Source organism: Streptomyces griseomycini, from assembly GCF_014203535.1.
GTDB classification, from domain to species: Bacteria; Actinomycetota; Actinomycetes; order Streptomycetales; family Streptomycetaceae; genus Streptomyces; species Streptomyces griseomycini.
Genome location: NZ_JACHJI010000002.1, coordinates 327,651 through 348,205 on the forward strand (window position 1 = coordinate 327,651; position 20,555 = coordinate 348,205).

General features: G+C 73.7%; 20 protein-coding genes. 8 read left to right on the forward strand and 12 right to left on the reverse strand.

Annotated elements, in window-relative coordinates; translation table 11 throughout:
* Positions 1–39 precede the first annotated feature (39 nt).
* Positions 40–1,242 (forward strand): serpin family protein, encoded by a 1,203-nt coding sequence (locus tag FHS37_RS06025; protein ID WP_308439489.1) that lies wholly within the window; start codon positions 40–42, stop codon positions 1,240–1,242.
* Positions 1,243–1,271: 29 nt separating this feature from the next.
* Here FHS37_RS06025 and FHS37_RS06030 read toward each other — a convergent pair whose 3' ends face one another.
* Positions 1,272–2,864 carry a S8 family peptidase gene (locus FHS37_RS06030; RefSeq protein WP_184817989.1) on the reverse strand — a complete coding sequence of 531 codons (1,593 nt, stop codon included), beginning with the start codon at positions 2,862–2,864 and terminating at the stop codon, positions 1,272–1,274.
* 322 nt (positions 2,865–3,186) lie between these two features.
* Positions 3,187–4,017: an oxidoreductase gene (locus tag FHS37_RS06035; RefSeq protein ID WP_184817990.1), complete on the reverse strand. Its 831-nt coding sequence runs from the start codon at positions 4,015–4,017 to the stop codon at positions 3,187–3,189.
* A 96-nt stretch (positions 4,018–4,113) separates the two neighbouring features.
* Between FHS37_RS06035 and FHS37_RS06040 the strand changes: the two genes are divergently transcribed.
* Positions 4,114–5,055: a LysR family transcriptional regulator gene (locus FHS37_RS06040; RefSeq protein ID WP_184817991.1), complete on the forward strand. Its 942-nt coding sequence runs from the start codon at positions 4,114–4,116 to the stop codon at positions 5,053–5,055.
* Positions 5,056–5,100: 45 nt separating this feature from the next.
* Here the strand turns inward: FHS37_RS06040 and FHS37_RS06045 are convergent, their stop codons facing one another.
* The 5 genes from FHS37_RS06045 to FHS37_RS06065 form a co-directional block, all read right to left on the reverse strand.
* Positions 5,101–5,724: a VOC family protein gene (locus FHS37_RS06045; RefSeq protein WP_184817992.1), complete on the reverse strand. Its 624-nt coding sequence runs from the start codon at positions 5,722–5,724 to the stop codon at positions 5,101–5,103.
* 5 nt (positions 5,725–5,729) lie between these two features.
* Positions 5,730–6,158: a helix-turn-helix transcriptional regulator gene (locus tag FHS37_RS06050; RefSeq protein ID WP_184817993.1), complete on the reverse strand. Its 429-nt coding sequence runs from the start codon at positions 6,156–6,158 to the stop codon at positions 5,730–5,732.
* Positions 6,159–6,250: 92 nt separating this feature from the next.
* Positions 6,251–6,661, reverse strand: a complete 411-nt coding sequence (locus FHS37_RS06055; protein WP_184817994.1) for a VOC family protein — start codon at positions 6,659–6,661, stop codon at positions 6,251–6,253.
* A gap of 194 nt (positions 6,662–6,855) precedes the next feature.
* Positions 6,856–8,100, reverse strand: coding sequence for a hypothetical protein (locus FHS37_RS06060; RefSeq protein ID WP_184817995.1), 1,245 nt, complete (start codon positions 8,098–8,100; stop codon positions 6,856–6,858).
* Entirely contained in the window at positions 8,097–9,320 is a 1,224-nt protein-coding gene (locus FHS37_RS06065; protein ID WP_184817996.1) for a ThiF family adenylyltransferase, read from the reverse strand. Before FHS37_RS06065 ends, FHS37_RS06060 begins: the two co-directional genes overlap by 4 nt.
* Before the next feature lie 221 nt (positions 9,321–9,541).
* On the opposite strand from FHS37_RS06065, the gene FHS37_RS06070 reads away from it, so the two are divergent.
* Positions 9,542–10,852 (forward strand): M14 family zinc carboxypeptidase, encoded by a 1,311-nt coding sequence (locus FHS37_RS06070; RefSeq protein WP_184817997.1) that lies wholly within the window; start codon positions 9,542–9,544, stop codon positions 10,850–10,852.
* A 105-nt stretch (positions 10,853–10,957) separates the two neighbouring features.
* Here FHS37_RS06070 and FHS37_RS06075 read toward each other — a convergent pair whose 3' ends face one another.
* Complete coding sequence (locus FHS37_RS06075; RefSeq protein ID WP_184817998.1) at positions 10,958–13,225, reverse strand: DEAD/DEAH box helicase; 2,268 nt, start codon at positions 13,223–13,225, stop codon at positions 10,958–10,960.
* A 112-nt stretch (positions 13,226–13,337) separates the two neighbouring features.
* On the opposite strand from FHS37_RS06075, the gene FHS37_RS06080 reads away from it, so the two are divergent.
* Positions 13,338–13,610, forward strand: a complete 273-nt coding sequence (locus FHS37_RS06080) for a hypothetical protein (protein ID WP_184817999.1) — start codon at positions 13,338–13,340, stop codon at positions 13,608–13,610.
* Between the two features lie 222 nt (positions 13,611–13,832).
* On the opposite strand, the gene ychF is transcribed toward FHS37_RS06080, so the two are convergent.
* A complete protein-coding gene (gene ychF, locus FHS37_RS06085) occupies positions 13,833–14,921 on the reverse strand; it encodes a redox-regulated ATPase YchF (protein ID WP_184818000.1) in 1,089 nt (362 codons plus the stop codon).
* A 182-nt stretch (positions 14,922–15,103) separates the two neighbouring features.
* Between ychF and FHS37_RS06090 the strand changes: the two genes are divergently transcribed.
* On the forward strand, positions 15,104–15,763 hold the full coding sequence (locus tag FHS37_RS06090; protein WP_184818001.1) for a DUF6542 domain-containing protein: 660 nt from the start codon (positions 15,104–15,106) through the stop codon (positions 15,761–15,763).
* Between the two features lie 55 nt (positions 15,764–15,818).
* Here FHS37_RS06090 and ppgK read toward each other — a convergent pair whose 3' ends face one another.
* Together ppgK and FHS37_RS06100 are read right to left on the reverse strand one after the other, a co-directional pair.
* Positions 15,819–16,565, reverse strand: coding sequence for a polyphosphate--glucose phosphotransferase (gene ppgK, locus FHS37_RS06095; protein ID WP_184818002.1), 747 nt, complete (start codon positions 16,563–16,565; stop codon positions 15,819–15,821).
* Positions 16,566–16,624: 59 nt separating this feature from the next.
* Complete coding sequence (locus FHS37_RS06100) at positions 16,625–17,650, reverse strand: 4-hydroxy-3-methylbut-2-enyl diphosphate reductase (protein ID WP_184818003.1); 1,026 nt, start codon at positions 17,648–17,650, stop codon at positions 16,625–16,627.
* Between the two features lie 66 nt (positions 17,651–17,716).
* Between FHS37_RS06100 and xseA the strand changes: the two genes are divergently transcribed.
* The 3 genes from xseA to FHS37_RS06115 all read left to right on the forward strand — a co-directional run bounded on the left by xseA (position 17,717) and on the right by FHS37_RS06115 (position 19,954).
* A complete protein-coding gene (xseA, locus tag FHS37_RS06105) occupies positions 17,717–18,931 on the forward strand; it encodes an exodeoxyribonuclease VII large subunit (protein ID WP_184818004.1) in 1,215 nt (404 codons plus the stop codon).
* A 49-nt stretch (positions 18,932–18,980) separates the two neighbouring features.
* Positions 18,981–19,229 (forward strand): exodeoxyribonuclease VII small subunit, encoded by a 249-nt coding sequence (locus FHS37_RS06110; protein ID WP_184818005.1) that lies wholly within the window; start codon positions 18,981–18,983, stop codon positions 19,227–19,229.
* A 134-nt stretch (positions 19,230–19,363) separates the two neighbouring features.
* Complete coding sequence (locus FHS37_RS06115) at positions 19,364–19,954, forward strand: malonic semialdehyde reductase (protein WP_184818006.1); 591 nt, start codon at positions 19,364–19,366, stop codon at positions 19,952–19,954.
* Between the two features lie 84 nt (positions 19,955–20,038).
* Here FHS37_RS06115 and FHS37_RS06120 read toward each other — a convergent pair whose 3' ends face one another.
* Positions 20,039–20,545, reverse strand: coding sequence for a DUF4245 domain-containing protein (locus tag FHS37_RS06120; RefSeq protein WP_184818007.1), 507 nt, complete (start codon positions 20,543–20,545; stop codon positions 20,039–20,041).
* Between the last annotated feature and the right edge of the window lie 10 nt (positions 20,546–20,555).

The window sequence follows — 20,555 nt, forward strand, 5'->3', positions numbered from 1 at the left end:
GCGCATCGTATGCGCGGGGCGAGCGGGGGAAGAACACGGGTGACGAACGCGACGATCCGGGCCGTCGACCTCCTGACGGCGCGCCGGGCGGCGGAGGTGTCCGGGGGCACGGTGTTCTCGGCCGCCGGGGTCTGGCCCCTGCTGGCCTTCCTGGCGGACGGGGCGGCGGACGAGGCGCGTGCGGAGCTGGAGGCGGCGCTCGGGGTGCCGGCGGACGAGGCCGCGCGGGCGGGGCGGGAGCTGCTGGCGGCGCTGCGGGGGGTGCCCGGCCTGGAGGCCGCCCTCGGTCTGTGGACCGCACGGGCGCTGGAGCTGCGGGAGGAGTGGCGCCGGGGGTTGCCGGAGGGGACGCACGGGGTGCTCACGGGGGATCCGGAGGCGGACCGGAAGGCGCTCGACGCCTGGGCGGTCGAGCGGTCGGACGGAGCCGTCCCGAGGATGCCGGTGGAGCCGGACCCCCGGACGGAGCTGGTCCTGGCGAGCGCGCTGGTGCTGCGCACCACCTGGGAGGAGCCGTTCGAGGGCGGCCCCGGCCTGTGGCGGGGCGGGCGCGGCCGCGGGAAGCTCGTGGCCGGGCTCACCCGCACCGGCACCGGCCTGGACGCGGTCGCCGTGATCCGGGCGGCCGCGGGCAGGGTCACGCGGGTGGCGGTGCGCGGGGAGACGGGCGTGGACGTCCACCTGCTCCTGGGCGACGAGCGTGCGGGTGCGCCCGAGGTGCTCGCCGCCGGGGTGGACGAGCTCGGCGGCGCCGTGCCGTCGGTGCCGGGGAGCCTGCTGGAGGAGGGGCCGGCGGGTCCGGGGCTGAGCGTGGCCGAGGTGCCGGTGCCGCACCCCGGACCGCCGGAACTGGTGGTGGACACCGTCGCGTTCGCCCTCACCGCCGACCACGACCTGCTGCGCGATCCGGTGCGCTTCGGGCTCCTGGCCGCCTGCGACACCTCGGCCGGCCGTTTCCCCGGCATCAGCGCCGATCCGCTCGCCCTGGGCTCCGCCCGGCAGTCGGTCACGGCCGCGTTCGGTGCGGACGGTTTCCGGGCGACCGCGGTGAGCGCGATGGGCATGATGTTCCTGGGCAAGGACGCCGGCGAGCTGCCGCACCGGAAGAGGAAGGTGACGGCCCGCTTCGCCCGCCCCTTCGGTTTCCTCGCCGTGCACCGCGCGACGCGCCTCGTCCTCGCGGCGGGCTGGGTCACCGACCCGAAGCCCTTCCCCGAGGACGAGGGCGACTCCGTGGGCTGACGCGGCCTCGGGGCCGCTTCAGCACGGTGTCAGAACTGCAGGGCCCAGCCGTTGAGCCGCCCGGAGTCCCACCAGGCGTTGTCGCTGACCCTCAGCTTCCACGTGCCGTTCGCCGTCTCCGCGGAGGCGTCGACGGTGTACGTGGTGTCGATGTCGTTCGCGCTGCCGCCGGTGCCGTACGACTTCAGCGTGTACGCCGTGCCGTCGGGGGCGACCAGCTGGACCTGGAGGTCACCGATGTAGGTGTGGGTGATGTCGACCTCGACGGCCAGGTCCGAGGGCGCGTTGCCGGAGACGCCGGAGACGGTCACCGGGGACTCGACGGTGGAGTTGTCGGCGACGGTGTAGTCGGCGGTGTTCTCGAAGCGGTCGCCGGTCGGGGGCGGGGTGGTGCCCCCGTCACCCACGTACAGCAGGCGGTTGGGCGAGCCGCTGCCCGGGTTGCCGACGACGCCGGTGGTGGCGGCGGAGGTCAGCGCGGAGGAGACCTGGGCGGGGGTGGCCGAGGGGTTGTCGGCCAGGTGGAGCGCGGCGGCGCCGGCGACGTGCGGGCTCGCCATGGACGTGCCGGAGATGGTGTTGGTGGCCGTGTCGCTGGTGCGCCAGGCGGAGGTGATGGAGGAGCCCGGGGCGAAGAGGTCCAGGACGGAGCCGTAGTTGGAGTAGCTGGCGCGGGCGTCGCCGGACGTGGTGGCGCCGACGGTGATCGCCTCGGTGACGCGGGCCGGGGACTTGGTGGAGGCGTCGGTGGACTCGTTGCCGGCCGCGACGACGAAGGTGACGCCGGAGGCGACGGCGTTGCGCACGGCCGTGTCGAGGGCGCTGTCGGCGCCGCCGCCGAGGGACATGTTGGCGACGGCCGGCTTGACCGCGTTCCGCGCGACCCAGTCGATGCCGGCGACGACCTGGGCGGTGGTGCCGGAGCCGGAGTTGTTCAGCACCCGGACGCCGACGACCTTCGCCTTCTTCGCGACGCCGTGGGCGCTGCCCGCGACCGTGCCGGCGACGTGGGTGCCGTGGCCGTGGCCGTCCTGGGCGGTGTTGTCGTTGTCGATCGCGTCGTAGCCGTAGGAGGCACGGCCGCCGAAGTCGCTGTGCGTGATGCGGACGCCGGTGTCGATGACGTACGCCGTCACGCCCTGACCGGCCGAGTCCGGGTAGGTGTAGGAGCTGTTCAGCGGGAGGTTCCGCTGGTCGATCCGGTCCAGGCCCCAGGAGGGCGGGCTGGGCTGGGTGCCGGTGGCGTGGAAGGTGCGGTTCTGGACCACCGAGGCGACGGCCGGGTCGGCGGCGAGGCGTTTCGCCTCGGTCTCGGACGCCTCGACCTCGTAGCCGTTGAGGGCCTTGGTGTAGGTGCGCTCGATGTCGGCGCCGTACTTCTCGGCCAGGGCGCGGCCCTCGGCGGAGCCCGAGCGGGCCTCGTCCGCATCGAGGGTCACGATGTAGCTGCCGGCGACGGCGTTCGCGGCGCCCTCGTACTGGACGCGGCCTTCGGGCGCGGCCGGGGCCGCGCCCGCGGGGAGGGCGGAGACGAGGCTCGCGACGAGGGCCGCGGCGGTCGCCGCGCCGAGCGTGGTGAGTCTTCGGGTGGTGCTCCGCCGGGGGTGACGCATCACTGCCATCTGAGGGGTCCTCCTCGATCGGTGGTGCGTTGCTGTGGGGGGCGGTGCGGTGGATCGGTGACGCACGGGGCCGCGGGCGTGACGGAACGACCCAATCATTGGCAGGATCATGTCAATGAGCGGGCGGCCGTGTCCGTGCACCAGCCGAAAGATTGAGGGTTCCACAGGAATTGCACAAGGGCCCTGCGCGAACGTAATGCTCTTATCATGTATCTGTCACATACTCCCGGCCACGCGCCGGCCGGGCGACCGGCGGCGCGCGCACGGGCCGGGCGGCCCGCGCGTCCTCCGCGCGGCCGCCCGGCCCGGTGCCGGGTGGACGTCAGTCGTCGAAGCCGGTCGCCCGGGTGCGCTTCTCCCAGGCCAGGACCTCCTCGCGGACCTGGTCGAGGTGGCCGAGCACCGCGCTCACGCCGTCGTCGCCGAGCGGCAGGCGCAGCGGGGTGCGCTCCGCCTCCAGGGCGGCCAGGACGAGGGCCGCCGCCTTGGCCGGATCGCCGGGCTGGGTGCCGTCGCCGCCGGCGACGAGGGAGCGGGTCTCGCCGACCTTCGGGTACAGGCCGCTGTCCCGGCTGACGCCCGCCCGGCCGGCGCCGAACAGCCCGGTGCGGAAGGATCCCGGCTCGACGATCAGCACCCTGACGCCGAACTCCCGCACCTCGTCCGCGAGCGCCTCCGACATGCCCTCCAGCGCGAACTTGGTGCCGCTGTACGCCCCGAAACCGGCGAAGGACATCTGGCCGCCCATGCTGCTCATCTGCACGATCGCCCCCGATCGCCGCTCGCGCATGCCCGGCAGGACGGCGCGCACCAGCGCGGCCGGGCCGAAGACGTGCACGTCGAACAGCTCGCGCAGCTCCTCGTCGGAGGTCTCCTCGAAGGCCCCGACATGCGTCCGCCCCGCGTTGTTGACCAGGACGTCGATCCGCCCGTGCCGCGCCACCACGTCCCGCACCGCCGCCTCGGCGCCCGCCGTGTCGGCGACGTCCAGGCGCAGCGCCTCCACCTGGTCGGGGTGGGCGGCCACCAGGTCGTCCAGCGCCTCGGGCCGGCGGACCGCGCCGACCACCACGTCGCCGTCGGCGAGGGCCGCCTCGGCGATCGCCCGCCCGAACCCGCTGCTCGCGCCCGTGATCAGCCACACCTTGTTCATCTCGGTTCCCCGTCCGTCGTCGTCTGTCCGTACCGGTGACGTGAACCACCCTTCCACCGCGTCGAGTTGCCCGTCCAAGACCCCCGGTGATAACCGATGGGCATGACGACGGACGTGCACGTGAGGGACCTGCGCTCCTTCCTGACCGTGGCCGAGGAACTGCACTTCACGCGCGCCGCCGAGCGCCTGTACGTGTCGCAGCCCGCGCTGAGCAAGCAGGTGCGGGCGCTGGAACGGCAGTTGGGCGTGGAGCTGTTCCACCGGGACCGGCAGGGCGTGGCCCTCACCGGGGCCGGTGCGGCGCTGCTGCCGCACGCGCGGCGGGTACTGGCCGCGTGGGAGGAGGGGGCGGCCGCGGTGGAGCGGACCCGGGCGGCGCAGCGCAGCACGCTGGTGGTGGGCATGAGCACCAGCCCGGGCCGCGGTGGCCTGCTCCCGGCGGTCCGCTCCCGCTTCACCGCCGCGCACCCCGAGGCGGTGGTCCGGCTGCGGCAGGTGAGCTGGGAGGACCCGACGGCGGGTCTGGCGGACGGCGAGGCGGACGTGGCGTTCGTCTGGCTGCCGCTGCCGGACCCCGAGCGCTACGCCTGGACGGTGGTCGCCGAGGAGCCGCGCCTGGTCGCCCTCCCCGACACCCACCCCCTGGCCGCCCGCGCGGAACTCACCCTCGCCGACCTGGCCGACGAACCGTTCCTGGCCCTGCCCCCGAGCGCGGGCGTCCTGCGCGACCACTGGCTCGCCCTCGACGAACGCCCCGGCGGCCCGCCCCGCGTCGGCGCGGAGATCGCCGGCACGGAGGAGACGTACGAGGCCCTGGTGGCGGGCCTGGGCATCTGCTTCGTCGCCACCGGCAACGCCCCGCTCGTCACCCTCGGCGGCGTCACCACCCGCCCGGTCCGCGACCTCTCCCCCAGCCGGTACGCCCTGGCCTGGCGGAAGCGGGACGCCGGCCGGCCGCTGGTCCGGGGGTACGCGGAGGCGTGCCGGAGGGCGACGCGGCGGGAACGGCGCGGCGGGGGCGACGAGCGGCGGCCGTGAGCCGCTCGGACCTCCCTGCGGGGGAAGGGCTCCGTCGGTCGTCGGTCAGTTCGTGAGCGCCGGGGACGCGGCCTCCCACGCGAACCCGTCCGGGTCGGTGAACGGTCCGGCACCGCCGCCGATCACGATCCGGTGCGATCCGGTGCCGTCGGGGGACACGCCGGCGACCTTGGCCAGGCCACGGCGCTTGTACAGCGCCAGCTTGACGGGACCCGATCCGGTGGCGAACTCGACGTACTTGCCGCCGAAGCCCTTCGCCACGGCGAGGCCCCGGCCCACGTAGAACCGCTTGCTCGCCTTCACGTCCTCGACCCCCAGCAGGAGCACGATCTCGTCGATCCGCCCGGTGGCCGGGCCGGTGTCCCTCTTCGACGACGCGACCTGCCAGATCGTCCCGTCCGGGGCCTGCACGACGCCCCCGTAGCCCCAGAGCGACCTGGCGGCGGGCTTCAGCGTCGTGGCGCCGGCGTCCACGGCGGCGCCGACGAGGGCGTCGACGTCGGCCGGCCGGGGCACCACGAGCGACAGCGTGAAGCCGCGGAAGCCGGTCGTCGGCGCCTGCGAGGCCCGCAGGCGTACCTGACCGCCCAGGCCGAAGGCGGTGGTGTGGAAGCGGTCGGCGGCCGTGGGGTCGGCCACCTCGAGGGTCACGGATTCGATGAATGCCATGGCCGTCACGCTAGGTGCGGCGCGACGGCCGGTGCTTCTTCGTTCCTGCTCGGTTCCGCCGCCGTCCGGTGCGCGGCCCGGTAGGCGCCGGGCTCCGTGCCGGCCAGCTCGGTGAAGCGGGCGGCGAAGACGGCCGGCGACGGGCAGCCGACCGCGCGGCGGACCTCGTCGACGGCGAGGTCGCCGTGGAGCAGCAGCACCGTCGCGCGCTCGACGCGACGCGCCGTCAGGTACGCGTACGGCGACATGCCGTAGGCCAGCCGGAACAGGCGGCCGAGGTGCCCGGCGGGCATGTCCGCGCCGCGGGCGAGCGCCTCGACGTCGAGCGGCCGCGCGTGCTCCCGGTCGATCCGGTCGCGGACGCGGCGCAGTCGCGCGAAGTCGCTCAGGCGCTGCGCCGCGGCGCGTGCGCGCCCCCACGAGGGGTGACACATGAGGGAACTCCTTCTCATCGAGGTCCGCGGGCACCCCGCCGGGTGCGTGCCGGGGCGGGCGGCGGGGTGCCCGGCGGCGACGGCCGGACGGTTCAGCGGAGTTCCTGGATGCGGACCAGGTTGCCCGCGGGGTCGCGGAAGGCGCAGTCGCGGACGCCGTACGGCTGCTCGGTCGGCTCCTGGACCACCTCGGCGTCGCGGGCCTGCACCTTCTCGAACGTGCCGTCGAGGTCCGGGGTGGCCAGCAGGATCCAGCCGTAGGTGCCCTTGGCCATCATCTCGGCGATGGTGCGGCGCTCGTCCTCGGTGATCCCGGGGTCGGCGGCCGGCGGCGCCAGGAGGATGGACGTACCGGCCCGCCCGGCCGGGCCGACCGTGATCCAGCGCATCTTTCCCTGCCCGACGTCGCTGCGGACCTCGAAGCCGAGGACGTCGCGGTAGAAGGCCAGGGAGGCGTCCGGGTCGTCGTGCGGGAGAACGGTGGTGTGAATGGTGAGGTCCATGCCGATCAGGCTAGGTACGGCTCCCCGGCCCGCGCTTCTCCGTTCCTGACCGGTCCGGCGGCTCCCCGCCTCCCCGCGGGGCGCCGGGCGGCGCACGGCCGGCGGAACGGCGCTGCCCGGCGGTGGTCCCGCCCCGGACGCCGGCGTCCTCCCCCTGTTCGAGTGCCCGGGAGCGGCAGGCGGTCGCACCGCTCTCAGGGCCTCCCCGACGACCCGCGTGAACGGCGGTTGCGCCACCAGGTGACCAGCCACAGGACGTTGACCCCGCCCAGGACGACCAGCACGGTCACCGAGTCGGCGTTGCCCGCGAGGCCGTGCTCCGGCCCCAGTCCCCGTGCCGCGCGGACCAGCAGGGCGATGTCCACGGGGAGGGTGACGGCGGCCATGAACGCCAGGCAGGCCGCCGTGCCGACCACGAGGACGACGCTGTAGAGCCGGACGGCCCGGCGCTCGTGCGGGGGCAGCCGGGTGCTCGGGTCGCCGGTCCCGGTGGTCCCGCCGGGGCTCGGCAACCGCACCGCCCGCCGGAACGCGTACCGGGCGTAGGCGAGACCGTCGCCGTACAGGTTCCGGCAGCCGGTGAGGTCCTGGAGGACGAAGTACAGGTCCGTACGGGTGAAGACCAGGCACTGGAAGGGCAGCGGCATCAGGGCCAGCAGCAGGGCCGCGGCCAGCAGCCGGTGGGCCGTCGTACCGGTGTCCGTCAGGGCGAGGACCAGGACCAGGGACGAGGCGACGGACAGGTTGAGGGCGATACCGGCCAGGTAGGCCGTCAGCCGGTGGCGGCGGGCCGCGAGCTCGATGCCGCTGATGTCGGTCTGCATGACGAGGAACTGCAGCCGGGTGCCCAGCCGCATCCTCCCCGGCACGCCCACGGCTCGGGCGGTGACCAGGTGCGCCAGCTCGTGGGCCAGCAGCAGCGCCCACCCGGCCGCCGCCCCGGTGAGCAGGACCAGGCTGCCGTGCGGGCTCCACAGCAGGTCGTGATAGTCCGGCAGCAGGTCGGGACGGCGGACCAGGACGGCGACGGCGGCCGTCAGCAGCGCTCCGACGAGCACGGGGAGCACCGGGTGCAGGGCGAACCGGACGTGGTGGGGGCGCAGCCACGGCAGTGACGCGCGCGCCGGTTCGGCGTCCGGCACCGGCCGGTCCCCGATCCGCGCCACGAACCCCAGAGCGGCCAGGTCCCGGACGAAGTCCGTGACCGCGAACTCCTCACCGGTCTCGTCGCGCAGTGTCTCCGCCGTGCGGGCCACGCTCAGCCCCTCGCCCAGGAGTTCCAGCGCGCGCGCCCCGGCCTCCGGCACGGCGACGAAGGTCCGGGTGGCCATGCGGCCCACGATCCACTCGTCCCGGTCCCGCCGCACCGCCAGGTCGTGCAGCAGGACGCGGGTCGACGGTTCGATCCGGGGGCGGTCCTGCGCCGCGGTGTCCGTCACGGGAGGTCCTCCGGTCCCGGGTCCGCCGCCGGTTCAGGGTTCCCCTCCGGACCCGCCACCGGCCCCGGGGCCGCCGCCGGTCCCGGTCCGCAGGCGGGGCAGTCGGGACGCCGCCCCGAACGCTGCATGACCGGGTCGCCGGGCACCATGAGGTTGAGGCCGAACCGGCACCCGGGATCGACCGGCGGGACGCCGCACAGCAGCACGAGGGCGGCATGGGCCAGCAGACTGCCGGACAGGCCCGCGGTCACGGCGTTGACCGGGTTCCACGGCATGCGGGGCGAGGCGGCCTCCTCGTCCTGGCCGGGCGCGAGCCGCAGATCGCGCCGCTCGATCTCGGTGCTGCGCAGGCACTCCCAGCACGCGCCCCGGCCGGGCGAGAAGACGCCGACGCTCACCAGGGGGCCGCGGTAGCCGGCTTCGGCCCACGGCGTGCCGGAGGCCAGACAGACCTGGTTGGCCCACCTGCGGATCACGGCGGGGCGGTCGGCGGCCAGCAGCAGCACGTCGTACGCCGGCCCGTCACCGGACCCGCCGGTCAGCAGGTCCTCGAGGTCCGCCGGGCCGCGCACCTCGCGGCGTTCGCCGGTGACCGTCGTGTGCGGGTTCAGGGCGCGCAACGCCGTCAGCGCCGCGTCGATCTTGGGCGTACCGAGGTCCTGCTCGCGGAAGAGGGTCTGCCGGTTGAGGTTGGACAGCTCGACGACATCCGGTTCGACGCAGTGCAGCCACCCCACTCCGGAGGCCACCAGGTCCCGCGCGGCGGCCCCGCCGGTGCCGCCGACGCCGACCAGCAGGACCCGGGCGCGACGCAGCAGCAGCTGCGGCTCCCAGGAGCTCTCCCTCGGCCGGAGGTCCATCCAGCGCAGCAGGGCCACGCCCCTGCTGTACCGCTCGCGTTCCCGCTCGGACAGCTCCGCCGGCGGCGCGGCACCGGCGTCCTCCACGTACCCGGCCGCGGTCAGGTCGGCCATCGCCCGGACGATGTCCGGGGCCGGCAGCCGCAGCCCCGGGTGGCGGCGGGACACCTCGGCGACGACGGCAGCGGGGTCCCGCGTACCGTCCATGGCCTCGACCAGCGTCCACACCCAGCCGTCGGGGTCCCTGACCTCGGCACCGACGCCGTGGACGACGCTCCCGATCCTCACGTGCCCGTCCACCGTCCTGTAGGCCCGGTGCTCCGGCTTGACGCGGGGCCGTCGCATCGCGTGCACCGTCATCTTCGCGCCAATCCCTTCAGTCCCAACTCCCCCGAGGACAACGGACATTGACAACAGTGATCCGGAAGGCGAACTCTGGCAAGAGCACCACGACCCACTGCACGCCACAACCGCCACGGGAGGACACGGCATGCCGAACAAGATCGAGATCCGTCCGCTGGACAAGAAGGAGACCACCGGCGACAGCGGTGGCAACGGCGGCGCCTGACCGGACGCGCACGATGGACCGCTACCTCACGGTCGCGGAGGTCACCGAGGCGGCGCGGCGGCTGGTCTCCCGGTACCCCGGGGCCGGCCGCCTGCGCCGGATCGGGACGTCCCGCGCGGGCCGTCCGATCCTGATGCTGTCCGTGGGGCACGGTCCGCGTCACGTCCTGGTGGTCGCCCGACCGCACCCCGACGAGCCGGTCGGCGGCGCGACCGCGATCGCGCTGGCGGAGCGGGTGGCACGCGGCGACCGGTGGTCCGCGGCGACCGACCCCGAGCTCGTCACCTGGGACATCGTCCTGTGCCTGGATCCGGACGGCGCCGCGCTGAGCCGGGGGATCGAGGAGGCGACGGCCGGACCCGACCACACCCTGGAGAGCTACTACCGCACCGCCTTCCGTCCGGTCGCGGCGGAGCAGCCGGAGTGGGCGCCGATCGAGTCGCGGCACCTGCCGGAGAGCCAGGCGCTGTTCGACGTGATCGACGAACTGCGCCCGTTCCTCCAGTGCTCCCTGCACAACGTCGAAGCGGGCGGCAGCTGGGTCCAGCTGACCCGCGACCTCCCCGGACTCGCCGTGCCCTTCCGGACGTCCGCCGGGGAGCTCGGCATCCCGGTCCAGCACGGCACGTACGACGCCCTGTACTGGGAGAACCCGAGCCCCGCGGTCTACGTCCTGCCTCCGCCGGACAGCACCGGCCGCCTGGCGGCCGGGTCCGAGAACATCGGGTCGTCCACCTGGTGCGCACCCGCGCGGTACGGCGGCGTCACCGCGATCGTCGAAGTGCCCATGTGGGCGACCGACGCGGCCGAGGACCCGTCCCCGCACCCGGAGGCGGCCCACGTGCTGCGCGACCTGTCCGGGCTGGTGCGGGACGACGGACGGCGGGTGACCGCCCTCCTCGGCAAGGCGCGCGGATTCCTGCCGCCGCCGGGGGAGAGTCCGCTCAGGCGCGTGCTGGAGTGGATGGCCGACGGCCTCTACGACCTGGTCGCCGACTCCTGGGAACCGCTCGCCCGGCAGGCGGCCGAGGTGTCCCACGCCGATGACCCGCGGCGGCCCACCACGGCGCAGGTCTGCTCGCTGGACGTCGTGGCCCGCCGGCAACCGCTCCGTGCGGCGGGCCTTCTGCTGCGGCTGCTGGAGGCGGCGGACGACGACGCCGCACCGGGGCTGCACCGCGAGCTGGACGCCCTCTTCACCGCGTGGTGCACGGACTTCGAGAAGGCCCTGCGCCTGCGCTGGGTGCCCGTGCGGCACCAGGTGGAGCACCAGGCACGCACGGTCGTGGCAGCCGCCGAGAGTGCGCTGAAGACCCTCCGGTGAACCCGTTCCGGCGGTTCCGGAACCGCCGGCCGACCCCTCCTGGGCACCGGCGCCGGTCCGTCGGAACCCGCAGAACGCGACGGCCGCGCCCGGCGACGTGCGGCATCACGTGCGGGAACGGTCCACGTGCGGACCGGCCCCCACGCCGTCATCGGCTTCCCGGAGGCGACCCGACCGTGGTCCCCCGCCGGTCACGCCCAGGCGTGCCTGCTCTTCCTCGACGATCCGTCGGGCCAGTTCGGTGTCCGACACGTCGACCGCGTCCGGGGTGGCCTCGGCCACGGCGCTGCGCCGGGCGTAGGCGTCGAACAGGCGGGTCTTGTCCTCCAGCATCCTCACCATGCGTTCGTCCACTCCCCCGGTGGCGAGGAGGCGGTGCACGCGGACCGGCCTGACCTGGCCCATGCGGTGGGCCCGGGCCACCGCCTGGTGCTCCAGGGTCGGCTTGACCTGGGGTTCGCAGAGGACGACGACGGAGGCGGCCTGCATGTTGAGGCCGACGCCCGCCGCCTGGATCTGCGCCAGGAGCACCGCGGGACCCGGAACAGCGGCGAAGTCGTCGACGATCCGCTGCCGCCGTCCGGCCGGGACGCTTCCGGTGAGCGGACCGAACACCGGGGCGCCGTCGGCGGGTCCGGCCGCGAGTGCTTCCCCCACCACGCCCAGTACGTCTCTGAAGAGAGAGAAGACCACCGTCTTCTGCCCGTTCTCGCCGGCCTCCCGGACGATCTCCCGCAGCCGGTCCAACTTGGCCGACTTCCCGGGGCGCAGGTAGGCGGCCCTGCGCATCGCCATGAAGTTGCCGGCGCGCACGGCTTCGCGGTACGCCTCCTCGTCCGACGCGCTCAGCTCCTCCCACTCGTCGGTCTGCTGCAGACTCGGCAGTTCCGTGAGCACGTCCTCCTGGTTGCGTCGCAGGTAGACGGGGGCGACGGCCTTGCGGAAGGCGACCGATCCGGTCAGCGCGTCCCGCTCGCCCAAGGAATCCGCGACACCGCTGTCGAGCATCCGGACCAGGCTGCGGAACTCCGCGACCCTGTTCTCCATCGGGGTTCCGGTCATGAACAGGGCGCGCTCGCAGTGCTCCGCCCACAGGGCGACCGTCTGCGACCGCTTGGCCTGCGGGTTCTTCACGGAGTGCGCCTCGTCGACCACGAGCAGTCCGACCTCCCCGCCGCCCGGCACCGGGAATCCGCGCAGTGCGTCGAACGTGGTCACCCCGACCCCGCCCCGCTCCTTCCAGTCGGCGAACGCGTCGTGCCGGTCAGGACCGTGGAGCACGATGACGCGCAGGGCGCTGCGGGCCTCGATCTCCCGGGTCCAGTTCACGAGGACGCTCGCCGGGCAGACGACCACGAAGTGGCCCTGTCCCTCGGCGGCCAGGTGCGCCAGCACGGCGATCGCCTGGATCGTCTTCCCGAGGCCCATCTCGTCGCCGAGTATCACCTTGCGTTGCGCAAGGACGAACCGTGCGCCGAACGCCTGGTAGCCGCGCAGGGAGACCCGCCGGTGCGAGTCGTCGAGGTGCTGGGTCCGCACCCGCTCGGCGATCTCGTCCGGCAGGAAGCCCTCGGCGGCGGCCGTGCCGGGCGGCCGTCCGGAGATCTCGGCGAGCAGGCCGTAGTACTCGGCGGACCGGAGCTCGAAGTCCGTCCAGGCCGCGACGTCGGTCGATGGCCCTCGCAGCAGGTCCACCGAAGCCTGGGCCAGCAGCCCGGGCAGGCCCGCCTGCTCCGCCTCGTCCACCAGCAACCGGATCCCGGTGACCGCGGCCAGCGCGCGATCCCTCTTCTCCCGGCCCGCCAGGAGCATCCGGAGACGCCCGGCGGCGGGCCTGGCCTCGGCCAGCAGCGGACCGAGCCGTTCCGACAGGACGGCAGCCCGGTCGACGGCGCGCCGGGCGTCCGGGCCGGCCTCCACCAGGACGTGCAGGGCCGTGACGAGCGCGGTGGTGTCCGGTTCCGGCCGGTCCACGTCGATGTGGACGGCGACGGTCTCGTGCACGGCCTCGGAGAGCCGGCGGGCGGCGGCGATCATCTGGTCGACGGTGCGCTGCCCGACACCGGGGACCTGCCGCAGCCGATAGGGGCCTGCCTCGAGGACACGGCCCACCGTGCGCAGTCCGCTCTTCTCCACGTTGCCCAGCCGCAGCCGTCCTTCGGTGATGTCCTGCAGCCGGGCGACGGGGATGGCGTCGAGCTCCCGCTGCACCGCCGCGTCGTGGATCGGCCCGAGCGCCGCCCGCACCGCCTCGACCGCCCTGCCGTGGTCGCCGGCCAGCGCCTGCGCCGCCTCGTACAGTCGCGCTCCCCTCACGACCGTGTCCCGCTCGCCCCGCCCCACGCGCCCGCCTCCCTCTCGCCGTCCCCGCATCCTCCCACCGCTGAGCTGCCGCGACCCGGCGGAGTCCGGCCCGGAAGCGGGAGGTCACACCCTGCCCTCCGCCCTCTTCCGGCACGCCGCCGTCGCCTCTACGATCCGACGCATGATCGAGCTGTCCTGGGCCCTGGTGGCCGATCGCGTGGACAAGTGGACCGGCGAGGACGTCACGCAGGGCGCGGCGGTCCTCGAAGCACGGGTGGGCGCGGTCGTCGACGCGAGCGGGATGCGGGAGGAAGCCGTACGGCACTGGCGTACGGACTTCCTCTCGCCCGTCGTCGGGTCACTGCGCACGGAGGGAGCGGCCGCACTCGCACGGGGCGAGTCCTGGAGCAAGGCGGCCGGGCCGTTCCTGGTGTGCGCGTCGCCGGTCGCCTGATCCACGGCCCCTCCCCGCCGTCCGTCCTGTCGGCCCTTCCCCGGCGTCTCCGGTTTCCGGGGCGGGACCCGGGTGCGCGCCGCGGTGCACAGCTGCGCGCAGCGCCCGGAAAGCCTCGGACCGGCTGGAGAAACCGGGGCAGGGGCCGGATCCCGGGATCCGGCCCCTGCCCCGGTGTTTCCTCCCTCGACCAGCCACTTCGGCCGATCGAGGAATCAGGCACTACACGTTGAAGCGGAACTCCACGACGTCGCCGTCCTGCATCACGTAGTCCTTGCCCTCCATGCGCGCCTTGCCCTTGGCGCGGGCCTCGGCGACCGAGCCCGCGTCGACCAGGTCGGCGAAGGAGATGACCTCGGCCTTGATGAAGCCCTTCTGGAAGTCGGTGTGGATGACGCCGGCGGCCTCGGGGGCGGTGGCGCCCTTCTTGATGGTCCAGGCGCGGGATTCCTTCGGGCCGGCCGTGAGGTACGTCTGCAGGCCGAGGGTGTCGAAGCCGACGCGGGCGAGGGTGGCCAGGCCGGGCTCCTCGGCGCCGACGGACTCCAGCAGCTCCATCGCGTCCTCCTCGTCCAGCTCGGCGAGGTCCGCCTCCAGCTTGGCGTTGAGGAAGATCGCCTCGGCGGGGGCGACCAGGGCGCGCTGCTCGTTCTTGAAGTCCTCGTCGACCAGCTCGTCCTCGTCGACGTTGAAGACGTAGAGGAAGGGCTTGGTGGTGAGGAGGTGCAGGTCGTGCAGGAGCTCGTTGCGCTCGGTGCCCTGGACGATGCCGTGCGCGAAGAGCGTGTCGCCCTTCTCCAGGATCTCCTTGGCCTCCTCGACCGCCTTGACCTTGGGCGCGACGTCCTTCTTGATCCGCGACTCCTTCTGCAGCCGCGGCAGGACCTTCTCGATGGTCTGGAGGTCGGCGAGGATCAGCTCGGTGTTGATCGTCTCGATGTCGTCCTTCGGCGAGACCTTGCCGTCGACGTGCACGACGTTCTCGTCCTTGAAGGCGCGGATGACCTGGCAGATCGCGTCGGACTCGCGGATGTTCGCCAGGAACTTGTTGCCGAGCCCCTCGCCCTCGCTGGCGCCGCGCACGATGCCGGCGATGTCGACGAAGTCGACCGTGGCCGGGAGGATGCGCTGGGAGCCGAAGATCTCGGCCAGCTTGGCCAGGCGGGCGTCGGGGACGCCGACGACGCCGACGTTCGGCTCGATCGTGGCGAACGGGTAGTTGGCCGCCAGCACGTCGTTCTTGGTCAGGGCGTTGAACAGGGTCGACTTGCCGACATTCGGCAGGCCGACGATTCCGATCGTGAGCGACACGTTGCGACTTCCCGTACGTGAGGATGGGGGACGACGACCCGGCGACTGGGCTGCGTGGGCCGATCCACCAGTCTACGGCGTGCCCGCCCGCGGCCCGGCGACGTATCGAACGTCTGGCCAGACCTCGCCCCACGGCGTGTCTGAGGAACCATTCGGCACATAAAACGACCTAAGTTGGTCCAATGGAGCACCCCAGGACGCGCCCCGCGCAGCACGGACCGCGACGCGACACGCCGCCCAGGCCGCCCACGCCGTCCAGGTCGCCCAGGCCACCCGGGTCCTCCGGGTCGCCGCTGCCCCCGCAGGCGGGGCGGGCGGCGGGAGGCGGGGTGGCGCGGTCCCCCCGGCCGGCCCGGCCCGCCGGTGTGCCGCAGCGCCGGCCGGCGCCCGCGCGGCGCCCCGTTCCCGAGCCGGCCGCCCGGCGGCTGCCCAACCCGCGGCTCACCGGGCTGGGCGGGGGGCTGTTCTGCGCACTGGTGATGCTCGTGCTCGGGCTTCTGGTCGCCGTGGCGTTCGGGGCGTCCCAGACGGTGTACGGCGTGCTGTTCCTGCCGGTGTGCGTGCTGACCGCGCTCTGGGTGCGCGAAGGGGACCTGCTCACCGCGCCCGTCATCGCGCCGATCGCCTTCGCCGTGGGGCTGCTCCCGCTGGCCGACGGCGACGGGACCGGCGGCCGGCTGATGGGACTGGTGACGGGTCTCGCGACGCAGGCCGGCTGGCTGTACGGGGGGACGTTCGTCACCGGGCTGATCGTGCTCGGCCGCAGGGTCCTCGCGGTCCGCACCGTCCGCACGGTCCGCGTCGCCCACCAGCGGGCCGCGAACAACCGGCCGCGCGCGTGAGGCGCTCCGGGCCCCACGGGCAGACCCTCCACCCCCCTGTGTGCCCGGGCCGCCCCTACACGCCCGTGGCCGCCCGCATCGCCGCCCCCACGATGCCCGCGTTGTTCTGCAGCTGCGCCGGGACGATCTCGGCCTTGATGCCCTCGATGTGGTGCAGGAACTTGTGGGCCTTGCGGCTGACGCCGCCGCCGATGACGAACAGCTCCGGGGAGAACAGCATCTCCACGTGGGCCAGGTACTTCTGCACCCGGTGCGCCCACTCCTCCCACGACAGGTCGTGGTCCTCCCTGGCCCTGCTGGAGGCGCGCTTCTCCGCGTCGTGGCCCTGCAGCTCCAGGTGGCCCAGCTCGGTGTTGGGGACGAGGACGCCGTCCACGAACAGGGCGCTGCCGATGCCGGTGCCGAAGGTCAGCAGGATGACGGTGCCCCTGCGGTGGCGGCCGGCGCCGAAGTGCATCTCGGCGACGCCGGCCGCGTCCGCGTCGTTCACCACCGTCACCGGCAGGCCGCCCAGGCGGTCGCCGAGCAGCACGCGCGCGTCGGTGTCGATCCAGCTCTTGTCGACGTTGGCCGCCGTGCGGATCGTGGTGCCGTCGGTGACCACCCCGGGGAAGGTGACGCCGACCGGGCCGGTCCAGCCGAAGTGGTCGACGACCTCCTTGACGCCGTCGGCCACCGCGTCCGGCGTGGCGGGGTGCGGGGTGAGGACCTTGTGGCGCTCCTGCGCCAGGTCCCCCTCGTCCAGGTCGACCGGGGCACCCTTGATGCCGGATCCGCCGATGTCCACGCCGAAGATCTGCATGGCCCTACGTTACGACGGACGACGGACGGTCATGGAATCGATCTCCGTGACCGTCACGGTCACTGCCCCGAACCCTCACCGGTCCCGGCGCCGCCCCGCTCGGCCACCAGGGCCGCCGCCTCCTCGCGCAGGTCGCGGCGCAGTTCCTTGGGGAGCGAGAAGGTGATGGACTCCTCCGCGGCCTTGACGATCTCGACGTCCTCGAAGCCGCGCCGCGACAGCCACTCGAGCACCTGCTCGACCAGCACCTCCGGCACCGAGGCGCCCGAGGTGACGCCGACCGTGGTCACGCCCTCCAGCCAGGCCTCGTCGATCTCGTCGGCGAAGTCCACCAGGTACGCCGCGCGGGCGCCCGCGAGCTTGGCGACCTCCACCAGGCGCTTGGAGTTGGAGGAGTTGCGCGAGCCGACCACGATCACCAGGTCGGCCTCGGCGCCCATCTGCTTGACCGCGAGCTGGCGGTTCTGGGTGGCGTAGCAGATGTCGTCGCTGGGCGGGGAGATCAGCTGGGGGAACTTCTCCTTGAGGGCGTCGACGGTCTCCATGGTCTCGTCGACGCTCAGCGTGGTCTGGGAGAGCCAGACGACCTTCGACGGGTCGCGGACCTCGACCTTCTCCACGTCGCCCGGCCCGTCGACGAGCTGGATGTGGTCGGGGGCCTCGCCGGAGGTGCCGATGACCTCCTCGTGGCCCTCGTGGCCGATCAGGAGGATGTCGTAGTCGTCGTTGGCGAAGCGGACCGCTTCCTTGTGGACCTTGGTGACCAGCGGGCAGGTGGCGTCGATGGTGGCGAGCCTGCCGCGCGCGGCCTCCTCGTGGACGACGGGCGCCACGCCGTGCGCGGAGAACATGACGATGTTGCCCGGGGGCACCTCCTCCGTCCGCTCGACGAAGATCGCGCCCTTCTTCTCCAGGGTCTGCACGACGTACTTGTTGTGCACGATCTCGTGCCGGACGTAGACGGGGGCCCCGTACTGCTCCAGGGCCTTCTCGACGGCGATCACGGCGCGGTCCACTCCCGCGCAGTAGCCCCGGGGGGCGGCGAGCAGGACACGGCGGCCAGGCGAAGCGGTCATGCGTCCCATCGTAAGGGCCGTGTCCCGGGGGTCCGGTCACGGTGCGTTGTCGGTGGGGCGCACTACCCTCGCGGCATGGCTGTCAACACGTCTGCGGAAGCGCCCCTGCCGGTCGGCGAGGTGTCGCGGCTCATCGGGGGGTGGATCGACCGGCTCGGCGCGGTGTGGGTCGAGGGGCAGATCACCCAGCTGTCGCGGCGGCCGGGCGCCGGGGTGGTGTTCCTGACGCTGCGGGACCCGTCGCACGACATCTCCGTGGGCGTGACCTGCTACCGGCAGGTGTTCGACGCCGTGGCCGACGTCGTGAGCGAGGGCGCGCGCGTCGTGGTGCACTGCAAGCCCGAGTGGTACGCCCCGCGCGGGCAGCTGTCGCTGCGGGCCGCGGAGATCCGGCCGGTGGGGGTGGGGGAGCTGCTCGCGCGGCTGGAGCAGCTGAGGAAGTCGCTCGCGCGGGAGGGGCTGTTCGCACCGGAGCGGAAGAAGCCGCTGCCGTTCCTGCCGCGGCTGGTCGGGCTGGTGTGCGGGCGGGCCTCGGCCGCCGAGCGGGACGTGCTGGAGAACGCCCGGCACCGCTGGCCGGCGGTCCGCTTCGAGGTGCGCAACGTCGCCGTGCAGGGGGTGCACGCGGTGCCGCAGGTGGTCCAGGCGGTGAAGGAGCTGGACGCGCTCGACGACGTGGACGTGATCATCGTGGCGCGGGGCGGCGGCAGCGTGGAGGACCTGCTGCCGTTCTCCGACGAGCAGCTGGTGCGGGCGGTGGCGGCCTGCCGCACGCCGGTGGTCTCCGCGATCGGGCACGAGCCGGACAGCCCGCTGCTCGACCACGTCGCCGACCTGCGCGCCTCCACGCCGACCGACGCCGCCAAGAAGGTCGTCCCGGACGTGGGCGAGGAGTACGAGCGGGTGCGGATGCTGCGCGACCGCGCGCGGCGCTGCGTCCGGGCGCTGGTGGACCGGGAGGAGCGCGGGCTGTCCCAGGCGCTGGCCCGGCCCTCGCTGCAGGATCCGCACCGGATGGTCGACGCCCGGGCCGAGGAGGTCACGGCGCTGCTCGAGCGGGGGCGGCGCTCGCTGCGGCACCAGCTGGACCGGGCCGACTCCGAGCTGACCCACACGCACGCGCGCGTGGTGGCGCTGTCCCCCGCCGCGACCCTGAAGCGCGGGTACGCCGTGCTCCAGCGGGCCGACGGGCAGGCGGTGCGCGCCCCGGGCGAGGTGGAGGCCGGTGAGGCGTTGCGGGCGCGGGTGTCCGAGGGCGAGTTCACCGTCCGGGTCGACGCACAGGCGTGAGAGCGGACGCGCGGGAGCAGGAACGAAGGACGAGACGAAGGGTGAGCGCATGACCGGCAAGGCGAAGCAGAAGGCGGCGTCCGAGGAGCTCGGGTACGAGCAGGCGCGGGACGAGCTGATCGAGGTCGTACGGCGGCTGGAGGCGGGCGGTACGTCACTGGAGGAGTCCCTCGCGCTCTGGGAGCGGGGCGAGGAGCTGGCCAAGGTGTGCCGGCGCCGGCTGGACGGCGCGCGGGCGCGGCTGGACGCGGCGCTGGCGGAGGAGGCCGGGGCGGAGGAGGCCGGGGGGACCGAGTAGTCCCCTGTGAACTGGATCACCGCATTCCAGATTTAGTTGAGCATTGAACTTCATGCGCGTACGGTCGTCCCGTCAGCCGATCCGTGCCCCCGCACGGACGCTCGGACCCGACGTACACGCAAGAAGGTTCACGCATGACTCTCGTACTCGACCCGGCCGCCCAGGACCTGCTGTTCCGCGAGGCGCGCACCGCGAACACGTTCACCGACGAACCGGTGACCGACGAGCAGGTGCAGGCCGTCTACGACCTCGTCAAGTACGGCCCGACCTCCATGAACCAGTCCCCGCTGCGCGTGACGCTGGTCCGCTCCGCGGAGGCCCGTGAGCGCCTGGTCGCGCACATGGCCGAGGGCAACCGGTCCAAGACCGCCTCCGCCCCGCTGGTCGCGATCCTCTCCGCGGACAACGAGTTCCACGCGGAACTGCCGCACCTCTTCCCGCACTTCCCGGAGGCCAAGGACGCCGTCTTCGGCGACCGCGTGGTACGGGAGAACAGCGCCGCCCTGAACGCCGCCCTCCAGGCCGCCTACTTCATCATCGGCGTGCGCGCCGCCGGCCTGGCGGCCGGCCCGATGACCGGCTGCGACTTCGAGGGCATCCGCAAGGAGTTCCTGGACGACGACCACACCCCGCTGATGGTCGTCAACATCGGCCGCCCCGGCCCGGACGCCTGGTTCCCGCGCAGCCCGCGCCTGGCGTACGAGCAGGTCGTCACGACCGTCTGAGCCGAGCACGGCGCACACGCGACGGGGCCCGGTGGATCGGCCGATCCACCGGGCCCCGTCGCGTGCCGGGCGTGCCGGGCGCGGTCACTCGGTCCGCAGCGCCTCGGCCATCTTCGTCAGCTGCCCGATCGACGCCGTGCCCGTCACCACCGTGGTCGAGCCGTCGGCACTCTCGAGCACCAGGGCGTCGTAGTGGCCGCCCTCGTACCGGGTCCAGGTCCTGCCGTCGATCTGCTGGGTGATCCCGGTCTTCTCCGCGCCCTGCGTCGCGTCCTCGATGAAGACCGGCGGCTTCTGGGTGGACTGCTCGACCGCCACGTACTGCCCGTCGGGGGTCTGGTAGCCGAGGTGCCAGGCGTCGCCCTCGTCGCCGCGGAAGCGGACGGAGGTGGGCTTCCACGCCTCGGGCAGCCCCTCGGGGGCGGCCACCGGGTAGGAGGCGGCGCGACGGGCGGTGAGCAGGTCGACCCGGTAGTCCACCCGCTTGAGGTCGGGCGGGCTGTCGTCGTGCGGGATGAACAGCCAGACGACGCCCGAGACCAGCCCTATGAGGCCCAGGGACAGGATCATGTCCCGGGCCGTTTTCTGCATGCTGTTCTTT